At 71.9% G+C, this 26,317-nt stretch carries 25 protein-coding genes and 2 tRNA genes; 15 read left to right on the forward strand and 12 right to left on the reverse strand.

Annotated elements, in window-relative coordinates; all coding sequences use genetic code 11:
• Positions 1–102 precede the first annotated feature (102 nt).
• On the forward strand, positions 103–1,491 hold the full coding sequence (locus ACSQ2D_RS10515) for a threonine/serine ThrE exporter family protein (protein ID WP_435985898.1): 1,389 nt from the start codon (positions 103–105) through the stop codon (positions 1,489–1,491).
• A gap of 25 nt (positions 1,492–1,516) precedes the next feature.
• Here ACSQ2D_RS10515 and ACSQ2D_RS10520 read toward each other — a convergent pair whose 3' ends face one another.
• The 8 genes from ACSQ2D_RS10520 to ACSQ2D_RS10555 all read right to left on the reverse strand — a co-directional run bounded on the left by ACSQ2D_RS10520 (position 1,517) and on the right by ACSQ2D_RS10555 (position 10,652).
• Positions 1,517–2,812: a cation:proton antiporter gene (locus tag ACSQ2D_RS10520; protein ID WP_435985899.1), complete on the reverse strand. Its 1,296-nt coding sequence runs from the start codon at positions 2,810–2,812 to the stop codon at positions 1,517–1,519.
• A 17-nt stretch (positions 2,813–2,829) separates the two neighbouring features.
• Positions 2,830–4,191: a M20/M25/M40 family metallo-hydrolase gene (locus ACSQ2D_RS10525; protein ID WP_435985900.1), complete on the reverse strand. Its 1,362-nt coding sequence runs from the start codon at positions 4,189–4,191 to the stop codon at positions 2,830–2,832.
• Positions 4,192–4,233: 42 nt separating this feature from the next.
• Positions 4,234–5,589, reverse strand: a complete 1,356-nt coding sequence (locus tag ACSQ2D_RS10530; protein WP_435985901.1) for an anaerobic C4-dicarboxylate transporter family protein — start codon at positions 5,587–5,589, stop codon at positions 4,234–4,236.
• A gap of 32 nt (positions 5,590–5,621) precedes the next feature.
• Complete coding sequence (locus ACSQ2D_RS10535; RefSeq protein ID WP_435985902.1) at positions 5,622–6,044, reverse strand: hypothetical protein; 423 nt, start codon at positions 6,042–6,044, stop codon at positions 5,622–5,624.
• Between the two features lie 5 nt (positions 6,045–6,049).
• The gene (locus tag ACSQ2D_RS10540; protein ID WP_435985903.1) at positions 6,050–7,186 is read right to left on the reverse strand and encodes a M20/M25/M40 family metallo-hydrolase; all 1,137 of its coding nucleotides are present in this window, start codon (positions 7,184–7,186) and stop codon (positions 6,050–6,052) included.
• Complete coding sequence (locus tag ACSQ2D_RS10545) at positions 7,183–7,563, reverse strand: SHOCT domain-containing protein (RefSeq protein ID WP_435985904.1); 381 nt, start codon at positions 7,561–7,563, stop codon at positions 7,183–7,185. Before ACSQ2D_RS10545 ends, ACSQ2D_RS10540 begins: the two co-directional genes overlap by 4 nt.
• A 127-nt stretch (positions 7,564–7,690) precedes the next feature.
• Positions 7,691–7,918, reverse strand: coding sequence for a hypothetical protein (locus ACSQ2D_RS10550; protein WP_435985905.1), 228 nt, complete (start codon positions 7,916–7,918; stop codon positions 7,691–7,693).
• Positions 7,919–8,033: 115 nt separating this feature from the next.
• Positions 8,034–10,652 carry a LuxR C-terminal-related transcriptional regulator gene (locus ACSQ2D_RS10555; protein ID WP_435985906.1) on the reverse strand — a complete coding sequence of 873 codons (2,619 nt, stop codon included), beginning with the start codon at positions 10,650–10,652 and terminating at the stop codon, positions 8,034–8,036.
• Between the two features lie 125 nt (positions 10,653–10,777).
• Between ACSQ2D_RS10555 and ACSQ2D_RS10560 the strand changes: the two genes are divergently transcribed.
• From ACSQ2D_RS10560 to ACSQ2D_RS10570, 3 genes are all read left to right on the forward strand, one after another.
• Entirely contained in the window at positions 10,778–11,005 is a 228-nt protein-coding gene (locus ACSQ2D_RS10560; protein ID WP_435985907.1) for a hypothetical protein, read from the forward strand.
• Positions 11,006–11,134: 129 nt separating this feature from the next.
• A complete protein-coding gene (locus ACSQ2D_RS10565) occupies positions 11,135–11,596 on the forward strand; it encodes a DUF6325 family protein (RefSeq protein ID WP_435985908.1) in 462 nt (153 codons plus the stop codon).
• 78 nt (positions 11,597–11,674) lie between these two features.
• Entirely contained in the window at positions 11,675–11,965 is a 291-nt protein-coding gene (locus ACSQ2D_RS10570) for an SHOCT domain-containing protein (protein WP_435985909.1), read from the forward strand.
• A 182-nt stretch (positions 11,966–12,147) separates the two neighbouring features.
• On the opposite strand, the gene ACSQ2D_RS10575 is transcribed toward ACSQ2D_RS10570, so the two are convergent.
• A complete protein-coding gene (locus ACSQ2D_RS10575; protein WP_435985910.1) occupies positions 12,148–12,978 on the reverse strand; it encodes a class II glutamine amidotransferase in 831 nt (276 codons plus the stop codon).
• A 171-nt stretch (positions 12,979–13,149) separates the two neighbouring features.
• On the opposite strand from ACSQ2D_RS10575, the gene ACSQ2D_RS10580 reads away from it, so the two are divergent.
• From ACSQ2D_RS10580 to ligD, 3 genes are all read left to right on the forward strand, one after another.
• Complete coding sequence (locus ACSQ2D_RS10580; RefSeq protein ID WP_435985911.1) at positions 13,150–13,476, forward strand: putative quinol monooxygenase; 327 nt, start codon at positions 13,150–13,152, stop codon at positions 13,474–13,476.
• Between the two features lie 107 nt (positions 13,477–13,583).
• A tRNA-Gly gene (locus ACSQ2D_RS10585) sits at positions 13,584–13,656 on the forward strand.
• Between the two features lie 156 nt (positions 13,657–13,812).
• Positions 13,813–14,793 carry a non-homologous end-joining DNA ligase gene (gene ligD / locus ACSQ2D_RS10590; protein WP_435985912.1) on the forward strand — a complete coding sequence of 327 codons (981 nt, stop codon included), beginning with the start codon at positions 13,813–13,815 and terminating at the stop codon, positions 14,791–14,793.
• A gap of 13 nt (positions 14,794–14,806) precedes the next feature.
• Here ligD and ACSQ2D_RS10595 read toward each other — a convergent pair whose 3' ends face one another.
• Entirely contained in the window at positions 14,807–17,404 is a 2,598-nt protein-coding gene (locus ACSQ2D_RS10595; RefSeq protein ID WP_435985913.1) for a CHAT domain-containing protein, read from the reverse strand.
• A gap of 261 nt (positions 17,405–17,665) precedes the next feature.
• On the opposite strand from ACSQ2D_RS10595, the gene ACSQ2D_RS10600 reads away from it, so the two are divergent.
• From ACSQ2D_RS10600 to ACSQ2D_RS10635, 8 genes are all read left to right on the forward strand, one after another.
• Entirely contained in the window at positions 17,666–18,148 is a 483-nt protein-coding gene (locus ACSQ2D_RS10600) for a glutathione peroxidase (protein ID WP_435985914.1), read from the forward strand.
• A gap of 16 nt (positions 18,149–18,164) precedes the next feature.
• Positions 18,165–19,229: a chorismate-binding protein gene (locus tag ACSQ2D_RS10605; RefSeq protein WP_435985915.1), complete on the forward strand. Its 1,065-nt coding sequence runs from the start codon at positions 18,165–18,167 to the stop codon at positions 19,227–19,229.
• A 52-nt stretch (positions 19,230–19,281) separates the two neighbouring features.
• Positions 19,282–20,127: an aminotransferase class IV gene (locus ACSQ2D_RS10610; protein ID WP_435985916.1), complete on the forward strand. Its 846-nt coding sequence runs from the start codon at positions 19,282–19,284 to the stop codon at positions 20,125–20,127.
• Positions 20,124–20,603: a TIGR02611 family protein gene (locus ACSQ2D_RS10615; protein WP_435985917.1), complete on the forward strand. Its 480-nt coding sequence runs from the start codon at positions 20,124–20,126 to the stop codon at positions 20,601–20,603. The genes ACSQ2D_RS10610 and ACSQ2D_RS10615 overlap by 4 nt, the downstream gene beginning before the upstream one ends.
• Before the next feature lie 125 nt (positions 20,604–20,728).
• Positions 20,729–20,802 (forward strand) — tRNA-Val (locus ACSQ2D_RS10620).
• A gap of 74 nt (positions 20,803–20,876) precedes the next feature.
• Positions 20,877–22,502: a SulP family inorganic anion transporter gene (locus tag ACSQ2D_RS10625; protein ID WP_435985918.1), complete on the forward strand. Its 1,626-nt coding sequence runs from the start codon at positions 20,877–20,879 to the stop codon at positions 22,500–22,502.
• Positions 22,503–22,592: 90 nt separating this feature from the next.
• Positions 22,593–22,943: a hypothetical protein gene (locus ACSQ2D_RS10630; RefSeq protein WP_435985919.1), complete on the forward strand. Its 351-nt coding sequence runs from the start codon at positions 22,593–22,595 to the stop codon at positions 22,941–22,943.
• Between the two features lie 49 nt (positions 22,944–22,992).
• Positions 22,993–23,514, forward strand: a complete 522-nt coding sequence (locus tag ACSQ2D_RS10635; protein WP_435985920.1) for a flavin reductase family protein — start codon at positions 22,993–22,995, stop codon at positions 23,512–23,514.
• 42 nt (positions 23,515–23,556) lie between these two features.
• Here ACSQ2D_RS10635 and ACSQ2D_RS10640 read toward each other — a convergent pair whose 3' ends face one another.
• Both ACSQ2D_RS10640 and ACSQ2D_RS10645 read right to left on the reverse strand, forming a co-directional pair.
• Positions 23,557–25,548 carry an acyl-CoA dehydrogenase family protein gene (locus ACSQ2D_RS10640; RefSeq protein ID WP_435985921.1) on the reverse strand — a complete coding sequence of 664 codons (1,992 nt, stop codon included), beginning with the start codon at positions 25,546–25,548 and terminating at the stop codon, positions 23,557–23,559.
• Positions 25,549–25,571: 23 nt separating this feature from the next.
• On the reverse strand, positions 25,572–26,297 hold the full coding sequence (locus ACSQ2D_RS10645; RefSeq protein WP_435985922.1) for a TetR/AcrR family transcriptional regulator: 726 nt from the start codon (positions 26,295–26,297) through the stop codon (positions 25,572–25,574).
• Positions 26,298–26,317 lie beyond the last annotated feature (20 nt).

Genomic DNA, 26,317 nt, shown 5'->3' on the forward strand with positions numbered 1-26,317 from the left:
ACACGCGCCTCTCGCGCCCCTCGAATCTAGGACGCCCGTTCGCCGTGAGAGTCACCCGTGGAGGATGACTCTGGCGACCGCCGCGGCTGCCACGCTGGTGACGTGTCCAGCGATGCGGACCCCGCAGCCGCGGGGCTAGTCACACCGGGCGCACGCCTGCGGTCGGTGAGCCGCCGCTGGTGGTCGCGCGTCGCGGAGATCGCACAGGGTCACCTCGCACCGCTCGGTCCTGCGGCGGACCCCGAGCCCGAGGACTTCGACGCGCCACCCCCCGAGGCCGTCCTCGACCTGCTCCGGCATCTCGGCGTCGTCATGTCCCGTGCCGGCGACGCGACAGAGCGCGTGACCCAGATCCTCGAACAGGTGGCCGCGGTGTACGCCGCCACGGGTGTGACCTTCTTCGTCGTGCCCACCGGGGTGTTCGTCCGCATCGACACGGGTGGCTCGAGCCGGATGGACTTCGAGGCCGGCAGCAGCGTGCCCCTGCGGCTCGACCAGGTCGACGCGCTCTACCGGCTCATCGACGACATCCGCCACGGCTCCGTGGACGCCGGTGTCGCGCGCGAGCGCCTCGACGCGCTGGTGGCCTCTCGACCGCGTTTCGGAGGTGGCGTCTCGGTCCTCGCCAGCGGCGTCCTCACGGTCGGCCTCGGCCTCATGCTCAACCCCACGGCCAGCGCCCTTCCGGCGTTCCTCGTCATCGGCTTCCTCGTCGGTGGGCTGCGGTGGTGGGCCGACCGCGAGCCCATGCTCTCGCTCGTCCTCCCCGTCGTGACGGCGACGGTGGTCACGGCCATCGTCTTCCAGTGGGTGGCCCCGGCGCTCGACTCGCCGCCGCTGGAGATCGTCATCCCCGCGCTCGTGACCTTCCTGCCCGGTGCCGCCCTCACGATGGCGACCGTGGAGCTGTCGACCGGAGACATGCTGGCGGGCTCCGCCCGGCTGGTCTACGGGCTCGAGCGCCTGCTCGTGCTGACCTTCGGCATCGCGATGGGGGCCGAGCTGGCCGGTCTGCCGCCGGCCGTCGGCCACGGGCCCGAGGCCCTCGGACCGTGGGCGCCCTGGGTGGGTGTGCTCGTCTTCGGGGTCGGACAGTTCGTCGCCTCGTCCGCGCCGCCTCGCACCCTCGGATGGCTGCTCGTCGTGCTCTACGTCGCCTACGGGGTCCAGGCGCTGTCTGGGCGTGCCCTCGGGACCCTCGGCGCGAGCTTCCTGGCCGCGGCCGTCGTGCTGCCCGTGTGCTACGCGATCCAGAGCCGCCGCAGCGGTCCTCCCGTGCCGGTGACCTTCCTGCCCACGTTCTGGATGCTCGTGCCGGGAGCGCTCGGCCTCCAGGGGGTGGCTCGCATCGTCGGGGTCGACCAGGCCGCCGGTCTCGGCGACTTCGTCAACGCCCTGATGAGCATCGTGGCCATCGCCGTCGGGGTGGTCGTCGGCTCCGGCCTCTCGGAGCGCATCGGCCGCGCCACGTCGACCTGGCGCGGGATCTAGCCGGCACGTCCCGTGACACGGAGCGTCACCGTGGTGGCGTGGATGCTCCGTCCGGCGGCCCGTACGTGGTGTGCCCGCCCACCGACCGGCGTACCGCCAGCGGCTCTGCCGCAGGCTGGGTCTCGACCGCCGGACGGGTGCGCTGTGCCCAGTCCCCGTACCGCTGCGCCCAGGGGCCTGCGGACAGGCCGTGCAGCACGACGCTGAGGAGCACGGTCGTGGCGACGGCACCGATGAGGGTCTGGACGTCGGGGTCGGCGGCGCCGAGGGTCTCGTACGTGATGAGCGCGAAGACGACGGAGGCGAGCCCGCGCGGACCGAACCAGCCCACGAAGAGCACGGTGCGTCGTCGCAGCCCCGTGCCCACGAGACACAGGGCGACGGGAAGCATCCGCAGTGCGGTGAGGGAGAGCGCCGCGTAGAGCAGGCTCTGCCACCGCACCATCCAGTCGAGGTGGTGGGCGACGGTGATCCCGAAGAGTAGCCACACGGCGAACCCGAGGAGCGCGGAGAGTCGGTCGGTCAGCTCCAGGCCGGCGTGCGTGTGCCGCGAGTCCGTCTGGGCGGCTGCGTATGCCGTCCCGGCCACGAAGGCTGCGACGAAACCGTTGCCGCCGGCCTCGACGGCGCCGTAGTACGCGAGGACGGGCACCGAGAGCGTCGCGACGGGCAGCAGCGCCGACTCCGCCCATCCGGCCCGGCGCGAGCGCTCGATGAGCCGGCCGGACGCATACCCCGCCAGGATGCCGAGCACAGCCCCGATCGCGAGCTCGCGCAGGGCGTCGACGAGGGCGGCCTCGGGGGCCGCTCCGGCGGCGGCCGCGACGGCGAAGAGCACCACCGGGGTGGCCATCCCGTCGTTGAGCCCGCTCTCCACGTTGAGGATGCGCCGCACCCGCACCGGCACGACCGGGTTGAGCACGGTGGCCGCGCCGAGTCCGGCGTCGGTGGGAGCCAGGGTCGCCGCGAGGAGCAGCGCCAGCCAGACGCTGGAGCCGGGGAAGATCCAGCGAGCCAGCAGGTAGCCGGCCCCGATCGTGAGGGGGAGACCGACGAGGAGCAGCCGGCCGGTGAAGACGGAGTCACCGCGCACCTCACGGGGCTGCAGCTGTGCCGCGTCGTGGAAGAGCGTCAGCGCCAGCGTCACCTCGGCGATGGTGCGACTCGTCTCGGCGTCGGCCCCGCCCGTGAGGACGAGGCCGACGCCGATGCCGGAGGCGACGAAGACGATGGGGCCGGTCAGGTGCGCCCGACCGACGCGGGCCGACTGGGTCACGAAGACGACGACCAGCAGGGCGAAGACCGCGACGACCCCCGTCATGCGCCGGCCGCCGTGGCCTACCCGGACCCGGACCCGGCGCCCTCTGCGAGGCGCTGGAGCAGCAGGGCCTGGGCCACGATCATCTTCTCGATCTCGCTGGGGTCGACGCTCTCGTCCGACGCGTGGATCCGCGCGGCCGCCACGTCCTCCGGTCCCCACAGCACGAACTCCGCGCCGGGAGCGGCCGTCTCGAGCGTGCGGAGCAACGGGATGGACCCGCCACATCCCGCTTCGCCGGCAGGGCGGCCGAACGCCTCGGCCAAGGCGTCACGCGCCGCGGCATACCCCGGCCCGTCCGTCTTGCAGAGGAAGGGAGGAGCGGCCTTGGTGCGCTGCACCTCGACCTTGGCGCCCCAGGGGGCGTGCGTCTCGAGGTGCGCCACGAGGGCGTCGAGCTCGGCCTCCGGCTCGGACCCCGGCACGATGCGCATCGAGATCTTGGCCCGGGCCTCGGGGATCAGCACGTTGGAGGAGGTCGCGATGTTCGTCATGTCGACACCGATCGCGTTGACGGACGGGCGAGCCCACAGCCGGCCCCCGACGGGCCCGCTGCCTGTCAGCTCGACTCCCTCGAGCACGTCGGCGCTCGACCGCAGGTCGTCCTCGGTGAGGTCGGCCCCGTCCCAGACCGTCTCCGAGACGCCGTCGATCGCGACGTTCCCCTCGTCGTCGTGCAGCGTCGAGAGGAGCCGGGCGAGCGCCATCATGGCGTCGGGGGCCGGCCCACCGAACACCCCGGAGTGCAGAGGGTGTTCGAGGGTGCGCACCGTGACGACGCAGGCGACGTCTCCGCGCAGCGCCGTGGTCAGGGCCGGCTCGCCGACACGGAGGTTGCCCATGTCGCAGATGACGAAGAGGTCGCAGGCGAAGAGCTCCGGGTGGGCCTCGACGAAGGCCTCGAGGTTGCTCTCCGTCTCCTCCATGCCCTCGAGGATCAGCTTGACCGTGCACGGTGGCTTCCCGTCGAAGACCCGCAGCGTGCCGAGGTGGCTGACGAGCCCGCTGATGTCGTCGGCGGCACCCCGGCCGTAGATGCGTCCGTCGTCCTTGTGGGTCGCGGTCCACGGGTCGCTCGTCCACCCCTGCTCGGGCGGGGCGGGCTGGACGTCGTAGTGGGCGTAGAGCACCACGACCGGCGAGCCCTCCGGCCCCTCGATCTCGGCATAGATCGGCGGGTACCCCGATGGCACCTCCATGAGCTCGGCGTTGGTGAAGCCGACGTCACGGAACATCTGCAACGTGGTGGCCCCCATCTGCTCCATGGGCTCCGAGGGATACCCGGGGAAGGCGATCGACGGGATCGCCACCAGCTTCTCGAGGTCCTCGATGACCCCGGGCATGAGCGCCCGGGCCCTGTCGGCAATCTCGTTGGCCTGCATGGTCTCTCCTTCGTGGTGGTCAGTGGGCGCCGTCAGGCCGGGTCAGAAGAAGACCCCGCCGATCAGCGCGCCGACGGCGATGGTGACCACGGACATGACGAGCATCGGGACGAAGAAGCTGTGGTCGAGCAGCTTCGTGCCGAGCTTGGTCGTGCCCGTGAGGTCGAAGTTGGCTGCGGCGATCTGCGTGCCGTTCGCGGGCAGGGTGTAGACGCCGCTCAGGGCGCCGGCCCACATGCCGGTCACAACACCCACCGGCAGGCCCGCTGCTAGGCCGATGGGGACGATGGTCCGGGTCGCCGTCGACTGGCTCGTCGTCAGTGCAGCGACGAGGAAGACGGCGAGGGCGAAGATGAACTGCCAGCTCGTGACCCAGCCGCCGATGGTGCTGACGATGTAGTCCTCGTGGGCCGAGATGAAGGTGGCGGTGAGCCAGGCGATCCCGAACAGGGCGATCGCCGAGATCATGCCGGCCTTGAACACCGACTGGTCGGGGACCGTCTTCACCTCGGGGCGTCCGAGGAAGAGGATCGCGACGCCCACCACGAACATCACCATGACGATGGTCGTCGTCATGTCGATGGGGACGGCTGCCTCGCCCTCGGCGGCGAAGGCCGGCCGCAGCTGCGGGAAGAGGCCGAAGACGACGATGAGGATGACGCCGGCGAGGAACGCGAGCGCGGAGTTGCGACCCTCCTTGGTGTAGGTCAGCCTCGAGGAGGCCGACTCACCCTCGACGGCCTGCTGGGGTGCGACGAGCTCACCGGAGGCGATCTTCGCCTGGACCTCCGGGTCGTCGTCGAGGTTCTTCCACATGCGGTTCACGACGAGCGAGGTGACGACGATGCCGATGACGCACGACGGGATGGTGATCGCGAGGATCTGGGTCAGCCCGAGGTTGTAGGGCGCCACCTCCGTGAGCGTCAGCATCGCCGCCATGGCCGCCGAGACGGGTGACGCGGCCAGGGCCATGCCCGACTGGACCACGGTCACCGTCAGTGGTCGCGCGGGTCGGATGTGGTTCTTGTAGGACACGTCGTAGATGACCGGCAGCAGCGGGTAGATGATGTTGCTCGTGCCGGCGCCGATGGAGAAGAGGAAGGCCGTCAGCGGGGCGATGAGGGTGATCTGCTTGGGTCGCTTCTCGATGACTCCGGCCGCGACGTAGACCATCCAGTCGATGCCGCCGGCGGCCTGCATCATCGCGGCGGAGGTGACCACGGCGAGGATGATCGCGAGGGCCGCTGCGGGCGGCTCGCCGGGCGGCTCGCGGAAGACGAAGACGAGCACGAAGGTGCCGAGGCCGCCCCAGAGGCCGACCCCCACGCCACCTGCGCGGGTTCCCATGACGATCGCCCCGAGCACCACGAGTGCTTCGAGCACGAAGCTGACGCTCATGTCGTTTCCTTCCTAGCGAGCTGCCCGGCCGGTCAGCCGGTCGGGCACTGGGTGGCGAGGGACTCGTTGAGTGCCGCGTAGGCCGAGCTCACGTCCTTGAGCGACGACGTGAGCTGCGGTGCGGCGGCGGTGAACGCATCGTTGCCGGCGGCGGCGAGCGCCTGCCGGAAGGAGTCGAGGTTCGCGCGCAGCGTGGAGACGGCGGAGTCGAACCGTCCCTCGGTCACGGCCTGGAACTGGTCGAGCCTCGCCAGGGCGGCATCGACCTTCGCGGTGAGGGCGTCGATCTTGGCACCGTCGGGTTTGAGGGCGCGCATCTCCTCGACGGCCGTCGTGAGGTTCTTGGCGTTGCTGCACAGGTCCTGGGTCGCCGGGGCGGTGGCGCACCCTCCCAGGACGAGGGTCGTCGACACGGCGACGGTTGCCGCCGTCCGGCTGAGGGTCCGGTGTCTCATGGCGCTCACTCCTGCGCTGGTTGGGTGACGATCGCGACGAGGATCTGGCACGCCAGCACCATGTCGTCGATGGCGATGTGCTCGCTCGTGGCGTGCTCGTCGACCATTCCGGTCGGCAGCGCCACACAAGGGATCCCCTTGGCGTTGAAGTAGTTTCCGTCGGTGCCGCCCCCGGACTTGCGGGGGGAGACCTCCAGCCCGAGCGAGCGGATCGCGGCGGCGGCCTCCCGGTAGGGGAGGGCGTCCTCTGCGATCCGGTAGGTCTTGTAGATCTCCTCGGCGTCGAAGTCCACGGTGGCGCCAGCCTCGTCGGCCGCGCGCTCGCACGCGGTGCGCATCGCCGCCAGCTGTCCGTCGAGCTTGGCCTGGTCGTGGCTGCGAGCCATCCCCTCGAGCACGACGGTGTCGGGGATGATGTTGCGCGCCTCCCCGCCCTGGATGGTGCCGATGTTGGCGACGGTCTCCTCGTCGATGCGCCCGAGGGGCATCGACGCGATGGCCTCCGCGGCCACGCGCACGGCACTGATGCCCTTCTCGGGCTCGACGCCGGCGTGCGCCTTGCGTCCGTGGAAGCCGATCGTCAGGTAGACCGAGGTCGGGGACCAGTACGTCACCGACCCCATGACGCCGGCGGTGTCGAGGACGAAACCGTGGGTCGCGTCGAGTCGGCTCACGTCAAGATGACGTGAGCCGACCAGACCGCGCTCCTCGCCGACGGTCGACACGAACTCGATCGTCGGGAAGGACCAGTCGCGGTTGGCCTGCAGCAGCCTCAGCAGCTCCAGGCAACCGGCGATACCGGACTTGTCGTCGGCCCCCAGGATCGTCGAGCCGTCGGTCCGGATCACCCCGTCGTCACCGATGACGGGGACGATCCCGCGGTCGGTGCCGGCCGTGTCCATGTGCGTCGACACGAGGATGGTCCCGGGGCGGGTGCCCGGGTAGACGGCGACGATGTTGCCGATGTCGTCCTTGGTGGTCGTGCAGCCCAGCTCCCGGTAGCGGGCCTCGAGGACCGTGCCGATGGACTCCTCGTGTCCGGTCGGGCTGTCCACCGCGACCAGGCCGAGGAACGTGGCGAGCAGACGGTCGCGGTCGACGGACCCGGTGGGACGCACGGCCCCCGGGGCCGTCGGGGTCATGACAGGGCCCGCGTCTTGATCTGTGCGAACTCCTCCGGCGTGATCGCACCGGAGTCGAGCAGGGACTTGGCCTGTGTCAGCTCCTCGACGGACGACGTCCTGGGCGCCGCGACCGTGCGGATGTAGTCCTCCTGCGCGGCCATCTGCTCGGAGTTGCGCTTCATGGTGCGCTCCGCCATGCCCCGACCGCGGACGATGACGTAGACCAGCGCCGAGATCAGCGGGAAGAGGATGAGCACGACGATCCACAGCGCCTTCGCGAAGCCGCCGAGGGACTCGTCCCGGAAGAGGTCCCCGAAGATCTGGAAGAGCATCATGAGGTACGCGACGAAGAAGAAGGACCAGACGAGCAGCCAGAAGAAGCTCCAGAAGTCCATGGTGATGACCGCCCTTTCCGTGCCGCCGGGTGCGGCGGCGTCCGTGTGGATTGACCTGATGTCGAGCCCTACGTTCATCCTCCGGACCGGGGCCAGCATCGCTCTCCGAGAACGAGATGGGAGCGGGTCAGCGGACCGTTCCCGGGGGGTCGTATGCGCCCGGCTCGTCGACGAGCCGCGTGGAGGTGACCTCGAGCCCGAGCGCGGTGAGCGCACTGAGCACGCCCACGAGCTCCTGGCTGTCATGGACGTGGACGCTCAGCGTGGTGCTCGTCCCGTCGCTGTCCGACCAGACGGCATACGGCCACACGTCGCGCTCGTCGACGTCACCGGCCACGACAACGACAGCACGCATGTCGTCCGCCTCTCCCGTGTCAGTCACCTCTCCGTCGCAGCATGTCGCGGCGTGGGCCGACGCGCGTCATCCGCTGAGGTGGAGATGGGTGCCGGGAGCGCCGGGTCGGGCCGGCCTAGTAGAGGTCGAGGTCGGCGGCGCGACGGATCGCTGCGCGGCGGCTGCCGACGCCGAGCTTCTGGTAGATGTGCGCGATGTGCGTCTTCGTCGTGTGCAGCGAGATGAACTCGGCCTCGGCGATCTCGGCGTTGGTGAGGTTGGTGGCGAGGTACTGGAGGATGACCCGCTCGCGGTCCGTCAGGCGCTCACCCCACCCGGGAACGCTGTGCTCGTGCTCCCTCGCCAGGCGCGCCAGCACCTGCGTCAGGGCCGCCGGGTGGCTCGTCCCGTGGCGCAGATGGGCCTTGAGCAGGCCTGCCATCCGCTTGCCCCCGGCGAGGAAGGGCCCGTACAGCTGGTCGGGCTCGGCCGCCGCGAGTGCGAGCTCGAGCGATGCGTGGGCGTCCGGCCGGCCCAGGGCGGAACGGGCCTCGGCCTCGATGCAGTGGGAGAGGCACGTGACCTGCACGAACTGACTGCTGATCGGCATCCGGTCGAGCTCCGCGAGCGCGGCGGCGGGATCTCCGGCCCGCAGCAGGACCCGCGCACGGTGCGCGGAGGCGAGGCGGTACTCCGGCTCCGGTGCGGCGGACGACGCCAGAGCGACCGCCTCGCGCGTCCTGCCCTCGGCGACGAGGGCCAGTCCCTCGAGCCCGGCGAGCATCGAGGGCCACCACGGCGGGACCGAGGCCGACCTGCTCATGGCGCCGATCTGCGAGATGCTGGCGCGAGCGGCCTTGACGTCGCCCAGGGACAGGCAGGTCTTCGCATGGAAGTTCAGCGCGAGACCGCGCAGCTCCGCGTCGAAGGGGAGCACCATCGACAGGCTGCGCTCGAGCTGGGCCCGCGCCTGCGTCAGGTTGCCCCTCCAGTAGTCCAGCCAGCCGAGGTAGGCGACGGCCGGGGCCAAGGTCACGAGCCCGACCCACCCGCGCTCGGCGGCGCGGGCGAGCACGTCGACGGCGAGGTCGTGCACCTCGGTCAGCCGACCCTCGGAGATCGCGGGGATGCACGACTCGGCCAGCGCGGTCAGCTCGAGGGCCACCAGGCCGGTGTCGTGCGCGGTGGCGGCGGACGCGCGCAGCATCTCGAGGGGGAGCTCGAGATGGCTCGCGAGGCGCGCCTCGCCCATGCCGACGAAGACCTGCACCGACGCCCGGATCGCCGGGTCCGGCACCCGGTCCGCCCGAGCCATCTGCTCCAGGAGGGCCTGGCCGGTCTCGACGGCGGCACCCAGCCCCTGGTCGTAGCCGGTGAGGAAGAGCTCGACGATGGCGGTGCGCTCGTCGAAGCCGTCGTCGGCCGGCCCGGGCGAGCTCGCCGCCCTCCGGGCCGCGGCGACCTCGCCGCGGGCGGCGTCGAGCCTGCCACCGCGGACGAGGACCAGTGCCTTGGCCAGGTGCGCGTCCCGGTGGTCGGCAAGGGCGTGCGGCAGGTGGTCGATCGCGTGCATCACCGCGTCGACCCGTCCCTCGAGGAAGAGCGAGAGCCAGTGCTCCGAGAAGATCTGCGCGGCCGTCTCGCCGTCACCGGCGGCCACGGCGTGCCGGATCGCCGTCGGCGCGTCGACGGACACCCACCAGGCGGCGGCAGCGGCGTGCAGCTCGGCGGCGCGGTCGGGCCGGTCGGTCGCGAGGCGGCGCTGGACGTGGGTGGCGAAGAGCGGGTGCCAGCTGAACCAGGGCTCGTCGGTGGACGCGGTGCCGCGCGAGAGGAAGATGCCCTCGGCGAGACACTGTTCGAGGAGCATCTCCGCAGTGGTCGTCCCCCGGATGCTGTCGATGAGCGACGGGCAGACCTGCTCGTCGAGACAGCTGTCGAGGACGAAGTCCTTCAGCTCGTCCGGCAGCGAGGCCAGGACCTCCGTCGCCAGGTAGTCGGCCAAGGCCTGGTCGCGGCGCAGCTCGGACGGCACGTTGCGGGGCCGGTCGATCTGGCGAGCCGCCAGGATCGCCATCCGTACCCCGGCCGGCCATCCACCCGTGGCCTCGTGGATCGACTCGACGATCTCGGTGTCGAGGTCCAGGCCGGCCGTCTTGACGGCCAGGGCGGTCTCGTCGCAGCTGAAGGCGAGCTCGTCGTGGGCGAGGTAGGAGAGGCGGTCGTCGAGCCGGAGCCGCTGCAGGCGCAGGGGCGGGACCACCCGCGCGCCGATGACGACGCGCATGTTGGCGGGCGCCCACCGGAGCAGGTGGTCGACCACGGCGGCCGACGCCTTGGACCCGATGAGGTGCTGCGCGTCGTCGAGAGCCAGGGTGAGGGGCTCGGCCGTGTCGTAGAGCGCCTCGAGCAGCGCGTCGACGAGGGTGAGCGGCTCGGCGCGCAGGGACGAGGTGCGCAGGGGGGTGATCGCGGCGGTGAGCTCGTCGATCCCGGCGAGCGTGGCGGCGGACAGCAGGTCGGACACGAGGCGGACGGGGTCACGGTCCGAGTCGTCGATGGTCAGCCACAGCCCTGCGCCGCGGAGCTGTTGCCGGCCGACGGTCGCGGTGAGCAGGGTCGACTTGCCGAACCCGGCCATCCCGGCAAGCACCGCCACCGGTCTTCGGTCCAGCAGGGGGACGAGGCGCGGGCGGTCGATGACCCCTGCGGAGGGCAGGGGCAGCGTCATCCGCGCCTGACGTGGACCGGGCATGAGGGGTTCCCTGTCTCCGAGAGGTCATCCCCGTTGGTGGATGCGGGGGATGACTGACCCCTTGAGAGTAGCCATGAGGGGAGCCCACGAGCAGCATTTCGGGTCTTCGGGGATGTGAGGTCACCATGCAGGTCTACGAGATCGTCGTCGACGGAGAGCTGTCCGCGGACGTCGTCGACTCGCTCGGTCCCATCCCGCGGCGGGACGTCGGCGGCGCCACCGTGCTCAGCATCGCCATGGACGAGCCCGACGCCCTGGCGCGCGTGCTGGCCCTCCTCGAGACCTTGGGCATCGGCGTGACCGCGGTGCACCAGGTGGGCAGCGCCGGGCTCGGCCACGACGCTCCCGGCTAGTGCTGCCCGTCTGGGCAGGGCGGGCAAGGAACGGCTGGGACCGGGCAACTCATCCTCCCGGAGCGATGCAGCGGCATGGTCGCGCGACGAGTCTCGGTGTGTCAGTGGACAGTCGCCAAGGAGGAAGACATGAGTGTCAACGTCGACGTCGGACCGATCGACTACCTCGCGCTGGAGTTTCCCGGTGCCCGGCTCACGGGTGAGGGGATGGCGGAGCTGATCAGGCTCGTCGACGCCGGCGTCATCCGGGTCCTGGACATGAGGGGCATCGTCCGCGATGCCGACGGGACCGTGACCGCGGTCGCCATCACGGACCTCGACGGGGACGGCACGCTCGACCTCGCGATCTTCGAGGGCATCGAGTCCGACCTGCTCGACGAGGAGGACCTCGCAGCCGCAGCAGACCTCGTGCAGCCCGGCAACGCGGTGGCCGTCCTCGTCTACGAGAACACGTGGGCCGGTCCCTTCGTCTCCGCCATGCGACGTGCCGGGGCCGAGGTGGTCGCCAGCGTCCGCATCCCCGCGGACGCCGTCATCGCCCGGCTCGAGGCGCTCGAGGCCGCCGACAGCGACTCCGAGCAGGCGGAGTAGCGCAACCGCAGCCGCACCGTCGGGCGACCCGACGCGTGCACGCCAGGACGAACCACAGACGAGAAGGAGGAGAACACGATGGGACTACTACGTGGGATGGCCCGCACAGCCGTCGTCGCCGGCACGGCGACGGCGGTGTCCAACCGGGTGTCACGACGTCAGGCCGGACGATGGGCTGCCCAGGAGGAGCAGCAGCAGCAGGAGCAGGCGCCGCCGCAGTATGCCGCCCCCCCACCTCCGCCTCCGCCTGCGGCCCCCGACCCCGACGCCGACCTCGCCCGTCTGCAGCAGCTCGGCGAGCTGCGTGCCTCGGGGGTGCTCACCGAGCAGGAGTTCCAGGCCCAGAAGTCCCGGATCCTCGGTCTCTGACCGCTCGGCGACCGCTCGGCCTTGACGGGGCGGACCGTCCCGTGGCCCGACCGCGTACTCCCTCAGGGGGTGCGCGGTCCGGCTGTGCGCGGTCCGGGTGTTCGCGGTGGTCGACGCCGGGGCGGCGAACGATGTGGCGGCGGACGATGTGGTGGCGGACGATGTGGTGGCGGACGATGTCGTCAGGCCACGTGGGACGGCCGGACCGGCTCGAAGGGCCGGATCTCGTCGTCTCCGGGCTGGATGATGCCGCAGGACGACTCCGGCACCTCACGCCAGGCGCCCGGCAGGTCACGGAGCGGCTCGGACACGACGAACCGTGTCTCGTCGCCGAGCGTCCTCAGCATCTCCACCTCCGGGTGGAGGTCCCGCAGCTGGGCGACGTTCGTGGAGTGGAAGAGGGTCCGGCTCTGGTGCTGCGACGAGTAGCGGAAGGCCCAGACGCGCTCACCGTCGCTCGTGGCCATCGTGGCCTGGACGGGGTTGCTCATGCCGCGGCGCTCGGCGAGGTCCTCGACGAAGCCGACGGCTCGGGCGACCGCACCGATCGGGTCGTCCTGCAGGCCGAAGGTCAGCGCGAGGAAGAAGAGCGCCTCGGAGTCGGTCGAGCCCTCGACGTCGGGGTAGAGCGAGGGGTCGACCGCGAACATCAGGTCGCGCTTGAGCTCGTGGAAGCCGAAGACGGCGCCGTTGTGCATCCACAGCCACGTGTCGTGGCGGAACGGGTGACAGTTGCTCCGTTGCACCGGGGTCCCGGTGGAGGCCCGCACGTGCGCGAACATCAGGCGCGTGCGTACCTGCGCGGTGAGCTCGCGGAGGTTCTCGTCGTTCCACGCCGGGTCGACGCTCTTGAAGACCGCGGGCCTGGGGCCGTCGCCGTACCAGCCGATCCCGAACCCGTCGCCGTTCGTCGTCGTGGCGCCCATCCGCGAGTGCAGGCTCTGCTCGATGAGCGAGTGCTCCGGTTTGAAGAGCAGGTCCTCGGCGAGGATCGGGTCACCTGAGTACACCATCCAGCGGCACATACCTCCATGGAACGCGCGCACCCCCGCCACAGGCATCACTCCCCGGGGATGACGGCCTCCGAGAGGGGACGATGGTGGCATCGCCCGCGGGGGTACGCACTCGTCGGACCGTCGCAGCGCCACCTCCCCAGCACCCGCGAGAACCAGGAGTGACCAGCCTTGATCTTCATCACCGCGAAGTTCCCCGTGAAGCCCGAGCACGCCGACGACTGGCCCGAGATCTCCCGGGCCTTCACCGAGGCCACCCGCGCCGAGGACGGGTGCCTGTGGTTCGACTGGTCGCGCAGCCTCGACGACCCGACGGAGTACGTCCTCGTCGAGGCCTTCCGTGACGACGCCGCCGGCGGCGCCCACGTGCAGAGTGACCACTTCCGCGAGGCCACCTCGAGCCTGCCCGCCTACCTCTCCGCCACACCGAGGATCGTCAACGCGACCGTCGACGGGACGCAGTGGTCAGAGCTCGGCGAGATGGCTGTCGACAAGTAGCCGAACGGCCACTCCGAGAGCGGGTTTCGGCGCATTTCGCCAACCGGCCGACCGTCCGCTATGGTCTACCTCGCACCCACGGAGCCCCGGCTCCGAGGGCCTGGCAGGCGGACGTAGCTCAGTTGGTAGAGCGCAACCTTGCCAAGGTTGAGGTCGCCGGTTCGAGCCCGGTCGTCCGCTCCGCTGGAAGGGCCCGTCGACTCACGTCGACGGGCCCTTCCGCTCGTCCGAGGGCGTATGCCGTCCGGCCGGCTCACGCGCGGCCTCGCCGGTCCGCGCCCCGGCCGAGCCCCCGACCGAGCCCGTCCGGACCTCCCGGTCCGTAGGCTGTCGCCCATGGCTGCGTCGAGCAAGGCCCCCGCCGTGGAGATCGAGGTCGGCGACCACACCGTGCGCCTGTCGAGCCCCGACCGCGTCTACTTCTCCGAGCGCGGCGAGACCAAGCGCGACCTCGTCGACTACTACCTCTCCGTCGGGCCGGGCATCGTCAACGCGCTGCGTGAGCGGCCGTGCATGCTGCACCGCTTCCCCAAGGGCGTCGACGGGCCCAAGGTGCACCAGAAGCGGCTACCGGCCGGTGCCCCGCCGTGGGTCGAGACCGTCCGGCTGCACTTCCCGCGCTACGGCCTGCACGCCGACGAGCTCTGCGTCACCCGCCTCGCCGACGTCATCTGGGCGGTCCAGATGTCGACGGTCGAGTTCCACCCGTGGAACAGCCGTCGCGCCGACACCGAGAGCCCCGACGAGTGGCGCATCGACCTCGACCCGATGCCCGAGTGCGGGTTCGAGAAGGTGCGGCGTGCCGCGGCCACGACCCACGAGATCCTCGACGAGCTCGGCGCCGTCGGCTGGCCCAAGACCTCGGGCGGCTCCGGTCTGCACGTCTACGTCCGGATCGCGCCCGACTGGGGCTTCAAGGACGTGCGCCGCGGCGCGCTGGCCTTCGCCCGCGAGGTCGAGCGGCGGCTGCCCGACGACGTGACGACGACGTGGTGGCGCAAGGACCGCTCGCCGAAGGACCTCTTCGTCGACTACAACCAGAACGCCCGTGACCACACCATCGCCGCTGCCTACAGCGTCCGCGGCAACCCGCGAGGCACCGTCTCCGCACCTCTGGCGTGGGACGAGATCGCTGACGTCGAGCCGCAGGACTTCACCATCGCCACGATGCCCGAGCGCTTCGCCCGCCTCGGTGACCTGCACGCCGGCATCGACGACGCCGTCTTCGACTTCAGCACGCTCCTCGAGTGGGCCGACCGCGACGAGCGCGACGGCAAGGACGTGCCGCCCGAGCCCGACGACGACGCCTCCTCGTGACGGCGGCCGCGCCTCAGTCGCGGGAGATGACGTAGGGCGGAGGAGCGAGCGGGTCGCCCGCGGTGGGCCTCGGCTCGGTGAGGACGGAGCACGTGCCGTCCGTCGGACAGCCGACGAGGCGGTTGCTGCCGTCGGCGGTCACCGTGCTGAGCTCGAAGGTGCGCGGCACGGGACTCGTGCGGTAGCCGGCCTGCACGACGATCGACCCCGCGGGGACGCGCACGGCGAAGGCCGGCCGGCCCGTCGACGTGTCGACGAGGAGCACCTCGCTCGCCTCGGGTCCGGTCGGGGTGCTCCAGGCGATCGCGTAGCGCCCGTCGCCGGTCAGGCCCTGGACGTCCAGGCCACGGCAGTCGAGGTTCCGGGTCGCCTGCGACGGCGTGCCGACCTTGAGCACCGCGAAGCACCCACCGGCCGAGCTGCCCACGGCAGTGCGGGTCGTGTCGTTGAACACGACCATCTCGGTCTGCCGCCACTCAGCAGCGCGCTGGGTGGTCGTGTCCCACCGGAAGGTCGAGCCGTTGTCCGTGAAGAAGACGGCCGACCCGGCGAAGCCCACGACCTCGGCCTCGGGCCCGACGTCCGGCAGGGCCGCCACCTCGGTGCCCTCGACGTCACGGACGCTGAGGTGGCCGTCGCCCCGGTCGACGTAGGCGAAACGCGTGCCGCGGTTGGCCTCGACGCGACTGCGGAAGCCCCCGAGGTCCACGAGCGACTCGCCACCCGTGTCGGTCAGTGACATGCGGACGTTGCCTGCCTGCGACACCGTCACGACCCGGTTGCCGTTCGGCAGCCGCAGGACGTCGATGAGGTCACCCCAGGGGCCGATCTGGCTGCTCCCAGCCGCGCTGATGTAGTCGCCGCCGACGGCATACGGCAGGACGAGCTGTCCTGAGGGCGTGCCCGAGACGGGCAGGTCCACCGTGCGCATCGCGGCCGGGGTCGGGCCTGCTCCCGGTGTGGTCGCGGACGACGCCGTGGCGGATGGCGATGGGCTCGCCGAGGTCCCGGGGGTGTCGGTGATGCGCGTGCCGAGTCCCACCGCCACGGCCGTGACCACGGCGAAGCCGATCCCGGCGCCGATGACGAGGCGTCGGGCCCGCTGTCGTCCTGCGGCGTCGGCCGTCACGAGCAGGTCGACGACGTCCCGAACGTTCGCCGGTGGGGCAAGGGGACTGGTCGCCGGTGCGTTCGTCACCGTGGGCGCCGCCCCGGGCGGCGCCGCCTCCCCATCTGTCGCAGACTCGTTCGCCGGCACGTGCGCCGACGTCCCCGCCTCGACGCCACCTCCGCCGACGGCTCCGACGGCCGCCGCCCCACCGGGCCGGACGCGCTCGAGCAAGGCGGTGACGTCGGCGTAGTCCGGGCGCTCGGCGGCGAGCTGCTCGAGCATCGGCACGGCGGTCTGGGGAGCGTCGGAGGCGAGGGCGCCCTGCGCGACGTCGTAGAGCGACTGCCACCGGGTCTCGGGCGAGGTCGCCTGCACGGCCTGGGGGGCGAACGAGAAGGGCTGCCCCCCGCCCGACCGGAGCAGGACCGCCGTGCCCCACTCCGAGGCCTCGTCGGAGACGGCCATCGCCTTGCGCACCTCGCAGATCGCGGCGTCGATGGGCAGCCCACGGGTGAGGAAGGAGTAGAACTCGTGGCTGAAGACGAGCGCAGCCCGGTCGGAGATCTCGGTCTGCATCGCGACCACGGCGGGCAGCCCCTGGCGCACGAGGGCCTGGCCGACCCCCGAGAACGCGTCCCGCCCGGACGACCGGGCACCTTCGCACGCGTTGAGCACGGCCAGCTGCAGCTCGCGGGCGTCGTGGAGCAGGGTGCCGAGCCGGGCGCCGCTCACCCGGTGCGAGGTCCGGTCCTCGCGCTCGAGGACGAGCACCCCCTGCTCGGTCTCACGGTCCCAGCCCCCGTGCCCGATGAAGTGGAAGACGTGGAACGGCTCGAGCAGGGCGCGCTGGAGGGCCGGCAGCGTCGCCCGGTCGAGCACGACGAGCTCGAGCCGGCCGGCCGCGACGAGGTCGCTGGTCGTGGCCCGGAGCAGCTGCTCCTCGCGCTCGACGGCGAGCTCGGGCATGTCGCTCGGGCTCGAGATCATGACGAGGACGCGCAGCGGCGCCTGCACCGTCACGGGCGGGGGCGGGTCCAGCGCGTCGAGGAGCCGGACGACAGGGGTCCTGGTCGAGAGCGTGAGGAAGCGGCCGAGCCCGGCGGAGTAGAGGTACTCCCACGGCACCGCCTCGAGCTCGGGGACCGTCTCGAGCCGTAGGCGCACCCGCACGTCGCGGCCGTGCGCCCGGGCCTCGTCGAGTCGCCGGCGGAACGCCGCGCCGACGCTGCCGCTGAAGAGCGCGTCGCCGAGGCGTCCTCCGTAGTCCTTGACGTCGGTGACCCTGGCCGCGGCCGGCACGAGACGGCGCGTGGCCGCGCGGGGAGGTCCGACGGCGACCATGAAGGCAGCGAGCTCCGTCGGCGCGAACGGCAGGACGAACGGGGCGGTGACCGGGGCGTCCGCCGCGCTGTCGGAGGCGCCCAGGGTGTCCACGCGGACGGCGTACCCCTGCTCGGCGTGCTCGATGGTGACGTCGAAGTCGACGTAGTCCTCGGACATCGGGCACCTCCTCACCACGAGGGACGCAGGGCGACCGGAGAGGTTGCCCCCGTCACCAAGAGGGTCCCACCGTCAGGGCTGATACGGCAGCCCCGCGCGGCACGTGGCACCCATCCGTCGACGTCACGGCACCGAACCACCGACGCGACCCACCACGACGACGCGCCGCCCTGCCTTGCACGCCCCGGTCGACCGCCGATTCGTGGTTCGGGGGCTCCACGGGTGAGGATCGGGTGACGCGAGACCACCAGAGGAGACACCGTGACCGTCCTGCACGACTTCAAGGCCACCTCCATCGACGGCGGGGAGGTGTCGCTGGGTGAGTACGCCGGTGACGTCGTCCTCGTCGTCAACACCGCCAGCCAGTGCGGCTACACCCCGCAGCTCGGCGGGCTGGAGCAGCTCTACGAGACCTACCGTGCCCAGGGCCTGACGGTCCTCGGCTTCCCGTGCAACCAGTTCGGCGGCCAGGATCCCGGGAGCGACGAGGAGATCGGCGCCTTCTGCCAGAAGAACTACGGCGTCACCTTCCCGATGTTCTCGAAGGTCGACGTCAACGGTGCCGACGAGCACCCGGTCTACACGTGGCTCAAGTCCGAGAAGGGCGGCCTGCTGGGCAAGAAGATCAAGTGGAACTTCACGAAGTTCCTCGTCGCCCGCGACGGCACCGTCATCGGCCGCTACTCGCCGACGACCGACCCCGCCGACCTCGCCGGTGACATCGAGAGGGCCCTCTCGGCCTAGGCCCTACGATCTGCGGGTGGACCACGCCCGCTTCGCCGACCGGGACGCCCGCGGTGTCGTCGACATCCGCCACGGCCACGAAGCCCTCGACGCGATGACGCGCGGGGGCTTCTGGGCCGTCGTGGCCACCTTCGAGGGTGCCGTGACCGCCGTGCGCTTCGCCGAGGTCACCCCGAGGGCGTATGCCGCCGGGCCGGGTCGCGACCCGGCCCCCAATCCGGCCCCCGGTCCGTCGACCGCATGGCAGCCGCTCGACCGCCGCTGGCACACGTCGCTGGACCGGACGGCATACGTGGGCGCCGTGCGCGAGGTGCGCGAGCGCATCGCGGCCGGGACCGTCTACCAGGTCAACGTCTGCCGCGTGCTCAGCCACGCGTTACCGGCGGAGGCAGACCTCGACGGCCTCGATGCGCTTCTGCGACAAGGCAACCCGGCACCGCACGCCGCGCGCATCCGGTGCGATGCCGCCGGGCTCGACGTCGTCAGCGCCTCGCCGGAGCTCTTCCTCGGGCGGCGTGGGCGGCACCTCGTGACGCGCCCGATCAAGGGCACCGCCACGACCGCCGAGCAGATGCTGCCCAAGGACTACGCCGAGAACGTCATGATCGTGGACCTCATGCGCAACGACGTGTCGGGCGTGTGCGAGCCGGGCACCGTCTCGGTGGACGAGCTGTGCGCGATCGAGGCGCACCCCGGCCTCGTGCACCTCGTCTCCACGGTCAGCGGTCACCTGCGCGAGGGAGTCGGCTGGGCTGACGTCTTCGCGGCCGCCTACCCCCCGGGGTCGGTCTCCGGTGCGCCGAAGTCCAGCGCCCTGACGGCCATCCGCGACCTCGAGACGGTGCCCCGTGGACCGTACTGCGGAGCGGTCGGCTGGGTCGACGCCGACGCCGAGGAGGCCGACCTCGCCGTCGGCATCCGCACCTTCTGGGCCGAGCGGGACGACGCCGGCCGGCGGTGGTTGCGGTTCGGCACGGGCGCCGGCGTCACCTGGCACTCGGACCCCGAGGGGGAGTGGGCCGAGACCGAGCTCAAGGCGGCCCGCCTCATCGGGCTCGCCGCCGGCACTGTGACACCATGAGGGCTCCCGTCGGGCGCCTTCCGGGCGGCCGCCGAGCCACCAGGAAGGGACCATGAGCACGACCACGCGCGTCTGGGTCAACGGCGACCTCGTCGACCCGACCGGGCCCTCCGTCTCCGCCCTCGACCACTCGGTCACGGTCGGTGACGGCGTCTTCGAGACCGCCAAGATCGCCGCGGGGCAGCCCTTCGCCCTGACGCGGCACCACCGGCGCCTCGAGCGCTCGGCGGCCGGGCTCGGCCTGCCGCCCCTCGACCTCGCCTTCGTCGACAAGGGTGTCGCCGCGGTGCTCGACGGGCCGGCGATCGACTTCGGGCGGCTGCGCTACAGCGTCACCGGCGGGGTCGGCCCCCTCGGGTCCGACCGTGACGACTCCTCCCTGACCTACATCGTGCTCGCGGCGCCGCAGCCGCTCCCGCCCGAGAGCGGCAAGCTCACGGTCGTGCCGTGGACCCGCAACGAGCGCTCGGCCGTCGTCGGGCTCAAGACGACGTCGTACGCCGAGAACGTCGTCGCCCTGGCGCGTGCCAAGCAGGAGGGCGCGATCGAGGCCGTCTTCGGCAACACCCGCGGCGAGCTGTGCGAGTGCACCGGCAGCAACGTCTTCGTCGTCGTCGACGGCGTCGTGCTGACGCCTCCCGCCGGGTCCGGGCTGCTGCTCGGCATCACGCGCGAGCTGACGATCGAGTGGGGTCGGGCCGCCGGCATCGAGATCCGCGAGGAGGCACTGCCGCTCGACGTGCTCCAGAGCGCCGACGAGGTCTTCATCACGAGCTCGACCAAGGACGTCCTGCCCGTCCACGCCGTCGACGACCGGACGCTGTCCACGGTCCGGCCCGTCACGAGCGAGCTCCAGCGGGTCTTCCGCAGCAACGCCGAGCGGGACTGCGACCCATGACGGGCCAGGACCGCACACGCGACGAGGCCCGTCCGCCCGTCGACTACTCCGACCCCAACACCTCGCTCGATGCCGACGAGGACCGCTGGGCCTGGCGGGCACGCCTGCGCCGCAACCGTGTCACCCACGTCATGTGGCGCACCGCCGTCGGCGTCGTCGGCGCCGTGGTGACCGTGGGCGGCCTCATCATGGTCCCGGCGCCCGGTCCGGGCTGGCTCGTCGTCTTTGCGGGGCTGCTCATCCTGGCCAGCGAGTTCGAGTTCGCGCAGCGCTGGCTCGACTTCGCCCGGCGCCACGTCAGTCGCTGGAACGACTGGATCATGGCCCAGGCGATCTGGGTGCGTGGCGTCGTCGCCCTCGGCACCCTGCTCGTCGTGTGGGGAGTCGTCTGGGGCTACCTCGCTTGGGCGGGCATCCCGCAGTTCGTGCCCCAGTGGGCCGAGCAGCTCCTGACGCAGGTGCCCGGGGTCGACTGAGCGGCGGGCGACGTGTCGCCGTGACGGGACCCGAGGGGCGATTACCGCCCCCGCCTCCGCACCGGCTATTGTTTCCCTCCGTCACCCCGACGTCAGCCGGACACCATGTCGGCACAGGGGTGCCCGGACGTGTAGCTCAGCTGGTTAGAGCGCTCGCTTCACACGCGAGAGGTCAGGGGTTCGAGTCCCTTCACGTCCACCGATCGACGACGACCGGCTTTCGAGCCGGATCTGGCCGCTGACGCCGCGAGCCATCTGTGCGATGGTGGCGGCATGTCCCTGCTGACGGGGTACCGCCGCGAGTGGCTGCGTGGTGACCTCGTCGCAGGCGTGACGGTCACCGCGATCGCGATCCCCGAGTCGCTGGGCTACGCCAGCATCGCGGGGCTGCCGGTGCAGACCGGCCTCTACTGTGCCCTGCTCCCCGCGATCCTCTTCGCGCTCGTGGCCTCGACGAGGCAGCTCGTCGTCGGTGCGGACTCCGCGACCGCGGCGCTGGTGGCCGCCGGCGCCGGGGCCGTCGTCGCGGCAGGCTCGGCCGGGTACGCCGGCACCGTGGCGGTGCTCGGGCTGCTCACCGCCTGCATCCTGCTCCTCATGGGCGTCGCGCGCCTCGGCTTCCTGGCGGACCTGATCTCGCAGCCCGTGCTGGCGGGCTTCCTGAGCGGGGTCGGCGTCTCGCTCGTCATCGGCAAGCTCCCCGGGATGCTCGGCATCGAGGCGTCCGGCACGACGTGGGACAAGCTCGTCGCCACCGTGACGGACCTCGGTCACGTGAACGCGACCTCCGCCATGCTCTCCCTGGGCGTCGTCGTCTCGATGCTGGTCATGGAGCGGGTCCTGCCCAGGCTCCCCGCGGCGCTCCTGGCCGTCGTCGTCTTCAGCGTGCTCGGCGCCCTCGTCGGTGCCGGGGGCCGCGGGGTGTCGATGGTCGGCCAGGTCCCGGCGGGCCTGCCGAGCCTGACGCTCCCGAGCGTCTCGGTGGGGGAGGTCACCCGGCTCGCGGGCAGCGCGGCAGCCATTGCCGTGGTCATCCTGGCGCAGAGTGCTGCGGTGGCCCGCAGCTTCGCGACCAAGAACGGCTACCGGGACGACACCAACCAGGACCTCTACGCGCTCGCTGCGGCCAACACCGGCAGCGCCCTCACGGGCGGCTTCGCCATCAACGGCAGCCCGCCGCGGACGGCGGCGGGTGACGACGCAGGAAGTCGTAGCCAGCTCGTCAACGTCGTCATGGCCGTGGTCATCGGCCTCGTGCTGCTCTTCGCGACCGGTCTCTTCGAGTACCTGCCGTCCCCCGTGCTGGACGGAGTCGTGTTCTCCATCGGGATCGGCCTGGTCAAGGTCGCGCGGCTCCGGGCCATCAAGCGCACGAGGCTGTTCGAGTTCGGCGCCGCGATGCTGGCTCTGGTCGTCGTCGCCTTCGTCGGGGTGGAGCAGGGCATCCTGCTCGCGGTCCTCGTCTCCCTCGTCGACCGGCTTCGCCGCCAGTACCAGCCGCACGACCAGGTGCTGGTGGCGGACGGTGAGGTCGCGCCGCGCCTGCTCGGTCGCGTCCGGCCGGGGACGCCGGTGGACGGCCTGCTCGTCTACCGGTTCGGGACCGGCCTCTTCTTCGAGAACGCGGCCCACTTCGACCAGCGGGTCCGCGACCTCGTGTCCACGGCGACCGTCCCGGTCCGGTCCGTCGTCCTGGACACAGCGGCGATGGACGACATCGACTTCACCGGGACGGAGGTCCTGCGTCGTCAGGCCGAGGACTTCGCGGCCCGCGAGATCCGCGTGTTCGTCGCCGAGCTCTCGTCGGACGCCGAGGCGTGCGTGCGCCGGGCCGGACTGGACCAGGTGCTGACGATCGTCCCGCGTCTCGAGGAGGCGATCACCGCCGCCACCTCGTGACGGTCGACGACCACTTCCACTTCCACTTCCACTTCCACTTCCACGGCACGGTGACGGCGGCGGGGGCCTGCACGCACTAGCGTGGCGACCATGATCGCCGCTGTCTCGAGCCTGTTCATCTATCCCGACTCCGACGCCCCCGGGCAGGAGCTCGCGTCGTTCGAGGTCACCGAGACCGGTCCCGAGGGCAACCGCTCGAAGAAGCACGCCGTGCACCTCGTCTCCGTCGACGACTACGTCGCGACCCACCCCAAGGCCAACATCGTCCTCGACATGGACTCGTCGGTCCTCGAGAAGCTCGTGGGCCGGGTCGTGCGCCTCGGCGAGTGCACCCTCGAGGTGACCCAGACGCCTTCGCAGTGCGCCGGCGTGTACGCCCGCGTCGTCGTGCCGGGCGAGGTGTCGGTCGACGACGCCCTGCTCGTCGCCGAGGACGAGTGAGCGTCGATCCGGGCCGGCGGCCCGGACCGCCGGCGGGTGCGTGCGCGACGTGACGATCCACACCGAGCACCCCTTCGACACTCCCGACGAGGACCGTGACCCGGTCCGGCGACTGCGGGGCCGCATCGGTGGCACGGTGTCGCTCTGGACGTCGGGCGAGGGCATCGAGCGGGTCGGCCTGACCGTCTCGTCCTACCTCATCGCCACCGGCGACCCCGGCCGGGTGGTCGGGCTCCTGCACCCCGACGCCGACCTGCTCGACGCCCTCGACGAGACCGGCACGGCCGTCGTGACGCTCCTCGGCGCGCGCGACGAGCGCCTCGCCGACGTCTTCGCCGGCGTGATGCCCGCGCCGGGCGGGGCCTTCCGGCTCATCGAGTGGGAGCAGACCGAGTGGGGTCCCCGTCCCAGCCATGCCACGACGTGGATGGGCGTGCGCCTCGACCCTGGCAGCCGCCGCGACGTCGGCTGGTCGGTGCTCGTCGAGGCGACGATCGAGCACGCCGAGGTCGGGGCCGAGGACGCCCCGCTCGTGCACCGGCGCGGTCGCTACCAGCGCGCCACCGAGTGACGCGCGGCTGACCGCGCCGGACGGCATACGACCCAGGTGGGGTCAGGCGGTCCCTGACATCTCCGTCGTGAGCAGGCCGTCGGGGATGCCGAAGGCGTCGACGAGCGTCCGGGCGTGCGGGCGCAGCTCGGCGCACACCTCGTTGACGAGGGCGGTGAGGGCCTTCGTGCGTGCCGGGCTGAGGCGGTCGTGCTCGAGGTACCACGCCTTGTGGCGCTCGATGGTCGACAGGACATAGAGGTCGCAGACCCTGGCCAGCACGGCGCGGGCCTCGCCGTCGGCACAGGACTCCACCGACGCGGCGAAGGTCTCGGCGACCAGGCGCTCCACGTGGGCCGTCGCGGCATCGACGAGGTGGTCCTGCGTCGCGTTGAAGATCGCGAACGCGTCAGCGCCCGGCGCGGTGGCCCGTCGCAGCCGTCGGGCCAGGCCCTCGACGAGGTGGTCCTCGCGTTCGCGCAGCAGGCGCAGCTGGGTGCCGCGGATGCCGAAGGTGACGTCCTCCTCCCGGCCCGGGGCCGCGTCGACGAGCCGCTGGATGATGCCGCGCGCCGACGACCGCTCGATCACCGTGCCCCCGACGAGCCGGGCACCGAAGCGCACGATCCCGGCGGTGTCGAGGTCGCCGAACGTCGCCTGGTAGTCGGTGAGGAGCGACTTGGCGACGAGCTGGAGCAGCACGGTGTTGTCGCCCTCGAACGTCGTGAAGATGTCGGTGTCCGCCTTGAGCGCGGCGAGCCGGTTGGCCCAGAGGTAGCCGGCGCCGCCGCAGAGCTCACGGCACTCCTGGATGGTGTCGGTGGCGTGCCGGGTCGTCAGCACCTTGATACCGGCGGCCCGCGTCTCGAGCCGGCGCTGGTCCTGCTCCGAGGTCGCGCGCCCGGCGAGCACGTCGTCCATCGCCGCGACGAGCTCGTGCTGGGCGAGCTGGAGGGCGTATGCCGTCGCGATCCTGGGCAACAGCCGTCGCTGGTAGGTGCGGTAGTCGAGGACGGTCGTCTCCACCTCGCTGCCCGGGGCCGCGAACTGGCGCCGCCCCGCGGCATACGTCGTCGTGACGGCAAGGGCCGACCGGGCGGCGGCGCCCGCCCCGCCGGCCACGGAGATGCGGCCGCGGACGAGCGTGCCGAGCATGGTGAAGAAGCGACGACCGGGGTTGTCGATGGGGCTCGAGTAGGTGCCGTCGTCGCCGATGTCGCCGTAGCGCCCGAGCAGGTTCGTGCGCGGCACCCGGACGTGGTCGAAGAGGAGGCGTCCGTTGTCGACGCCGCCGAGGCCGAGCTTGGGCCCGCAGTCCTCGATGGTGACGCCGGGGGCCGGGGTGCCGTCCTCGTCGCGGATCGGGACGAGGACACAGTGCACGCCGCGGGACTCGCCGCCGACGACGAGCTGGGCGAAGACGGCCGCGAGCCGCCCGTCTCGGGCCGCGTTGCCGATGTAGTCCTTGCGCGCGGCGGGCTCGGGCGAGTGGACGACGATCTCGTCGGACGCCGGGTCGAAGGTCGCGGTCGTCAGCAGGCTCTGCACGTCGCTGCCGTGGCCCGTCTCGGTCATCGCGAAGCACCCCTGCAGCTCACCGGACGTGATGCGGGGCAGGAGGTGGTCGTGGCGGCTCGTGCCGAGGAGCGAGACGGCGCCTCCGAAGAGGCCCCACTGGACGCCGGCCTTGACGAAGAGCGAGAGGTCCGTGTGCCCGAGCATCTCGAAGGCGGCGACGGCCTCGCCGTAGCGGGCGGTGCCGCCCTGGCGCTCGGGGAAACCGTGGGCGGCGTAGGGCTCGGTCGCCAGGGCCGAGAGCTGGGCGGTGACCCGGGAGCGGTGCTCGTCCATCGGCAGCGGTGTCGGCGGCGGTCCGAACGTCGCCGGGTCGAGGGCGCGGCAGTGGTCACGCACCTCACCGAACGGTCCGTCGAGGTGAGCGCGGAGCGCCGCGGTGAGCGCGGGACCGGCCGGGTCGGCGGCCCCCGGGATCGGGTCGAGCTGCTCGGGTGCGGGTGCGGGTGACTCGGTGGGGGAGCCTGTGGCCGTGGACATCTCGGTGCCTTCCGGTCTGGACCTCAGGAGGTCGCGGTGGTCGAGGTGGTCGAGGGGGTGGATGCGGTGCTGGCGTGGGGCGTGAGGACGGGGGAGAGCCCGTGCCACGCGAGGTCGGTCAGGGCCTCGACGACGGCAGCCCGAGGTGCGCGGTCCCCCTCGGGGGTGGCGAGCCAGTCGTCGGCGACGGCGCGGACCGAGCCGACGAGGGCGATGGCCCACGTGCGGGCCCGGGACGGGTCGGTCGCGGGGGACCGGAGGGCCTCGAGGAGCAGGCCGGTCAGCTGGTCGGTCACCTGGCTCACCGTGCCGCCCACGGGGTCGTCGGCGAGCGGGAGGTCGACGAGCGGCCGGTTGACGACGAAGCGGTAGACCTCGGTGTCGGACTCGACGAGCGCGAGGTAGGCCTCGACGGTGGACGCGACGAGCTCGCGGGTGCCCGCGAGCGGTGTGCTCGACCGGCCGAGTGCCGACCCGACGTTGCCGACGACGCGACCGTCGATGCGGGCGGCCACGGCGCGGTAGAGACCCGCCTTGTCGTCGAAGTGGCGGTAGATGACGGTCTTGGAGGTGCCCGCCTCGGCCGCGATGTCATCCATCCCCACGCCGGCCCCGTGGGTCCGGATCGCGCGGATCGTCGCGTCGACGAGGGCGGCTCGGCGCTCCTCGCGGTGGCGCTCCCAGCGCGAGTCCCGCCCGTCCCGAGGGGCGGCGGGAGGCTGTCCCGGACGATCCACGTCGTTGTCCATCTCACGAAAGTAACAGGTAC

The organism is Terrabacter sp. LjRoot27 (genome assembly GCF_964254175.1).
Classification (GTDB): Bacteria; Actinomycetota; Actinomycetes; order Actinomycetales; family Dermatophilaceae; genus Terrabacter.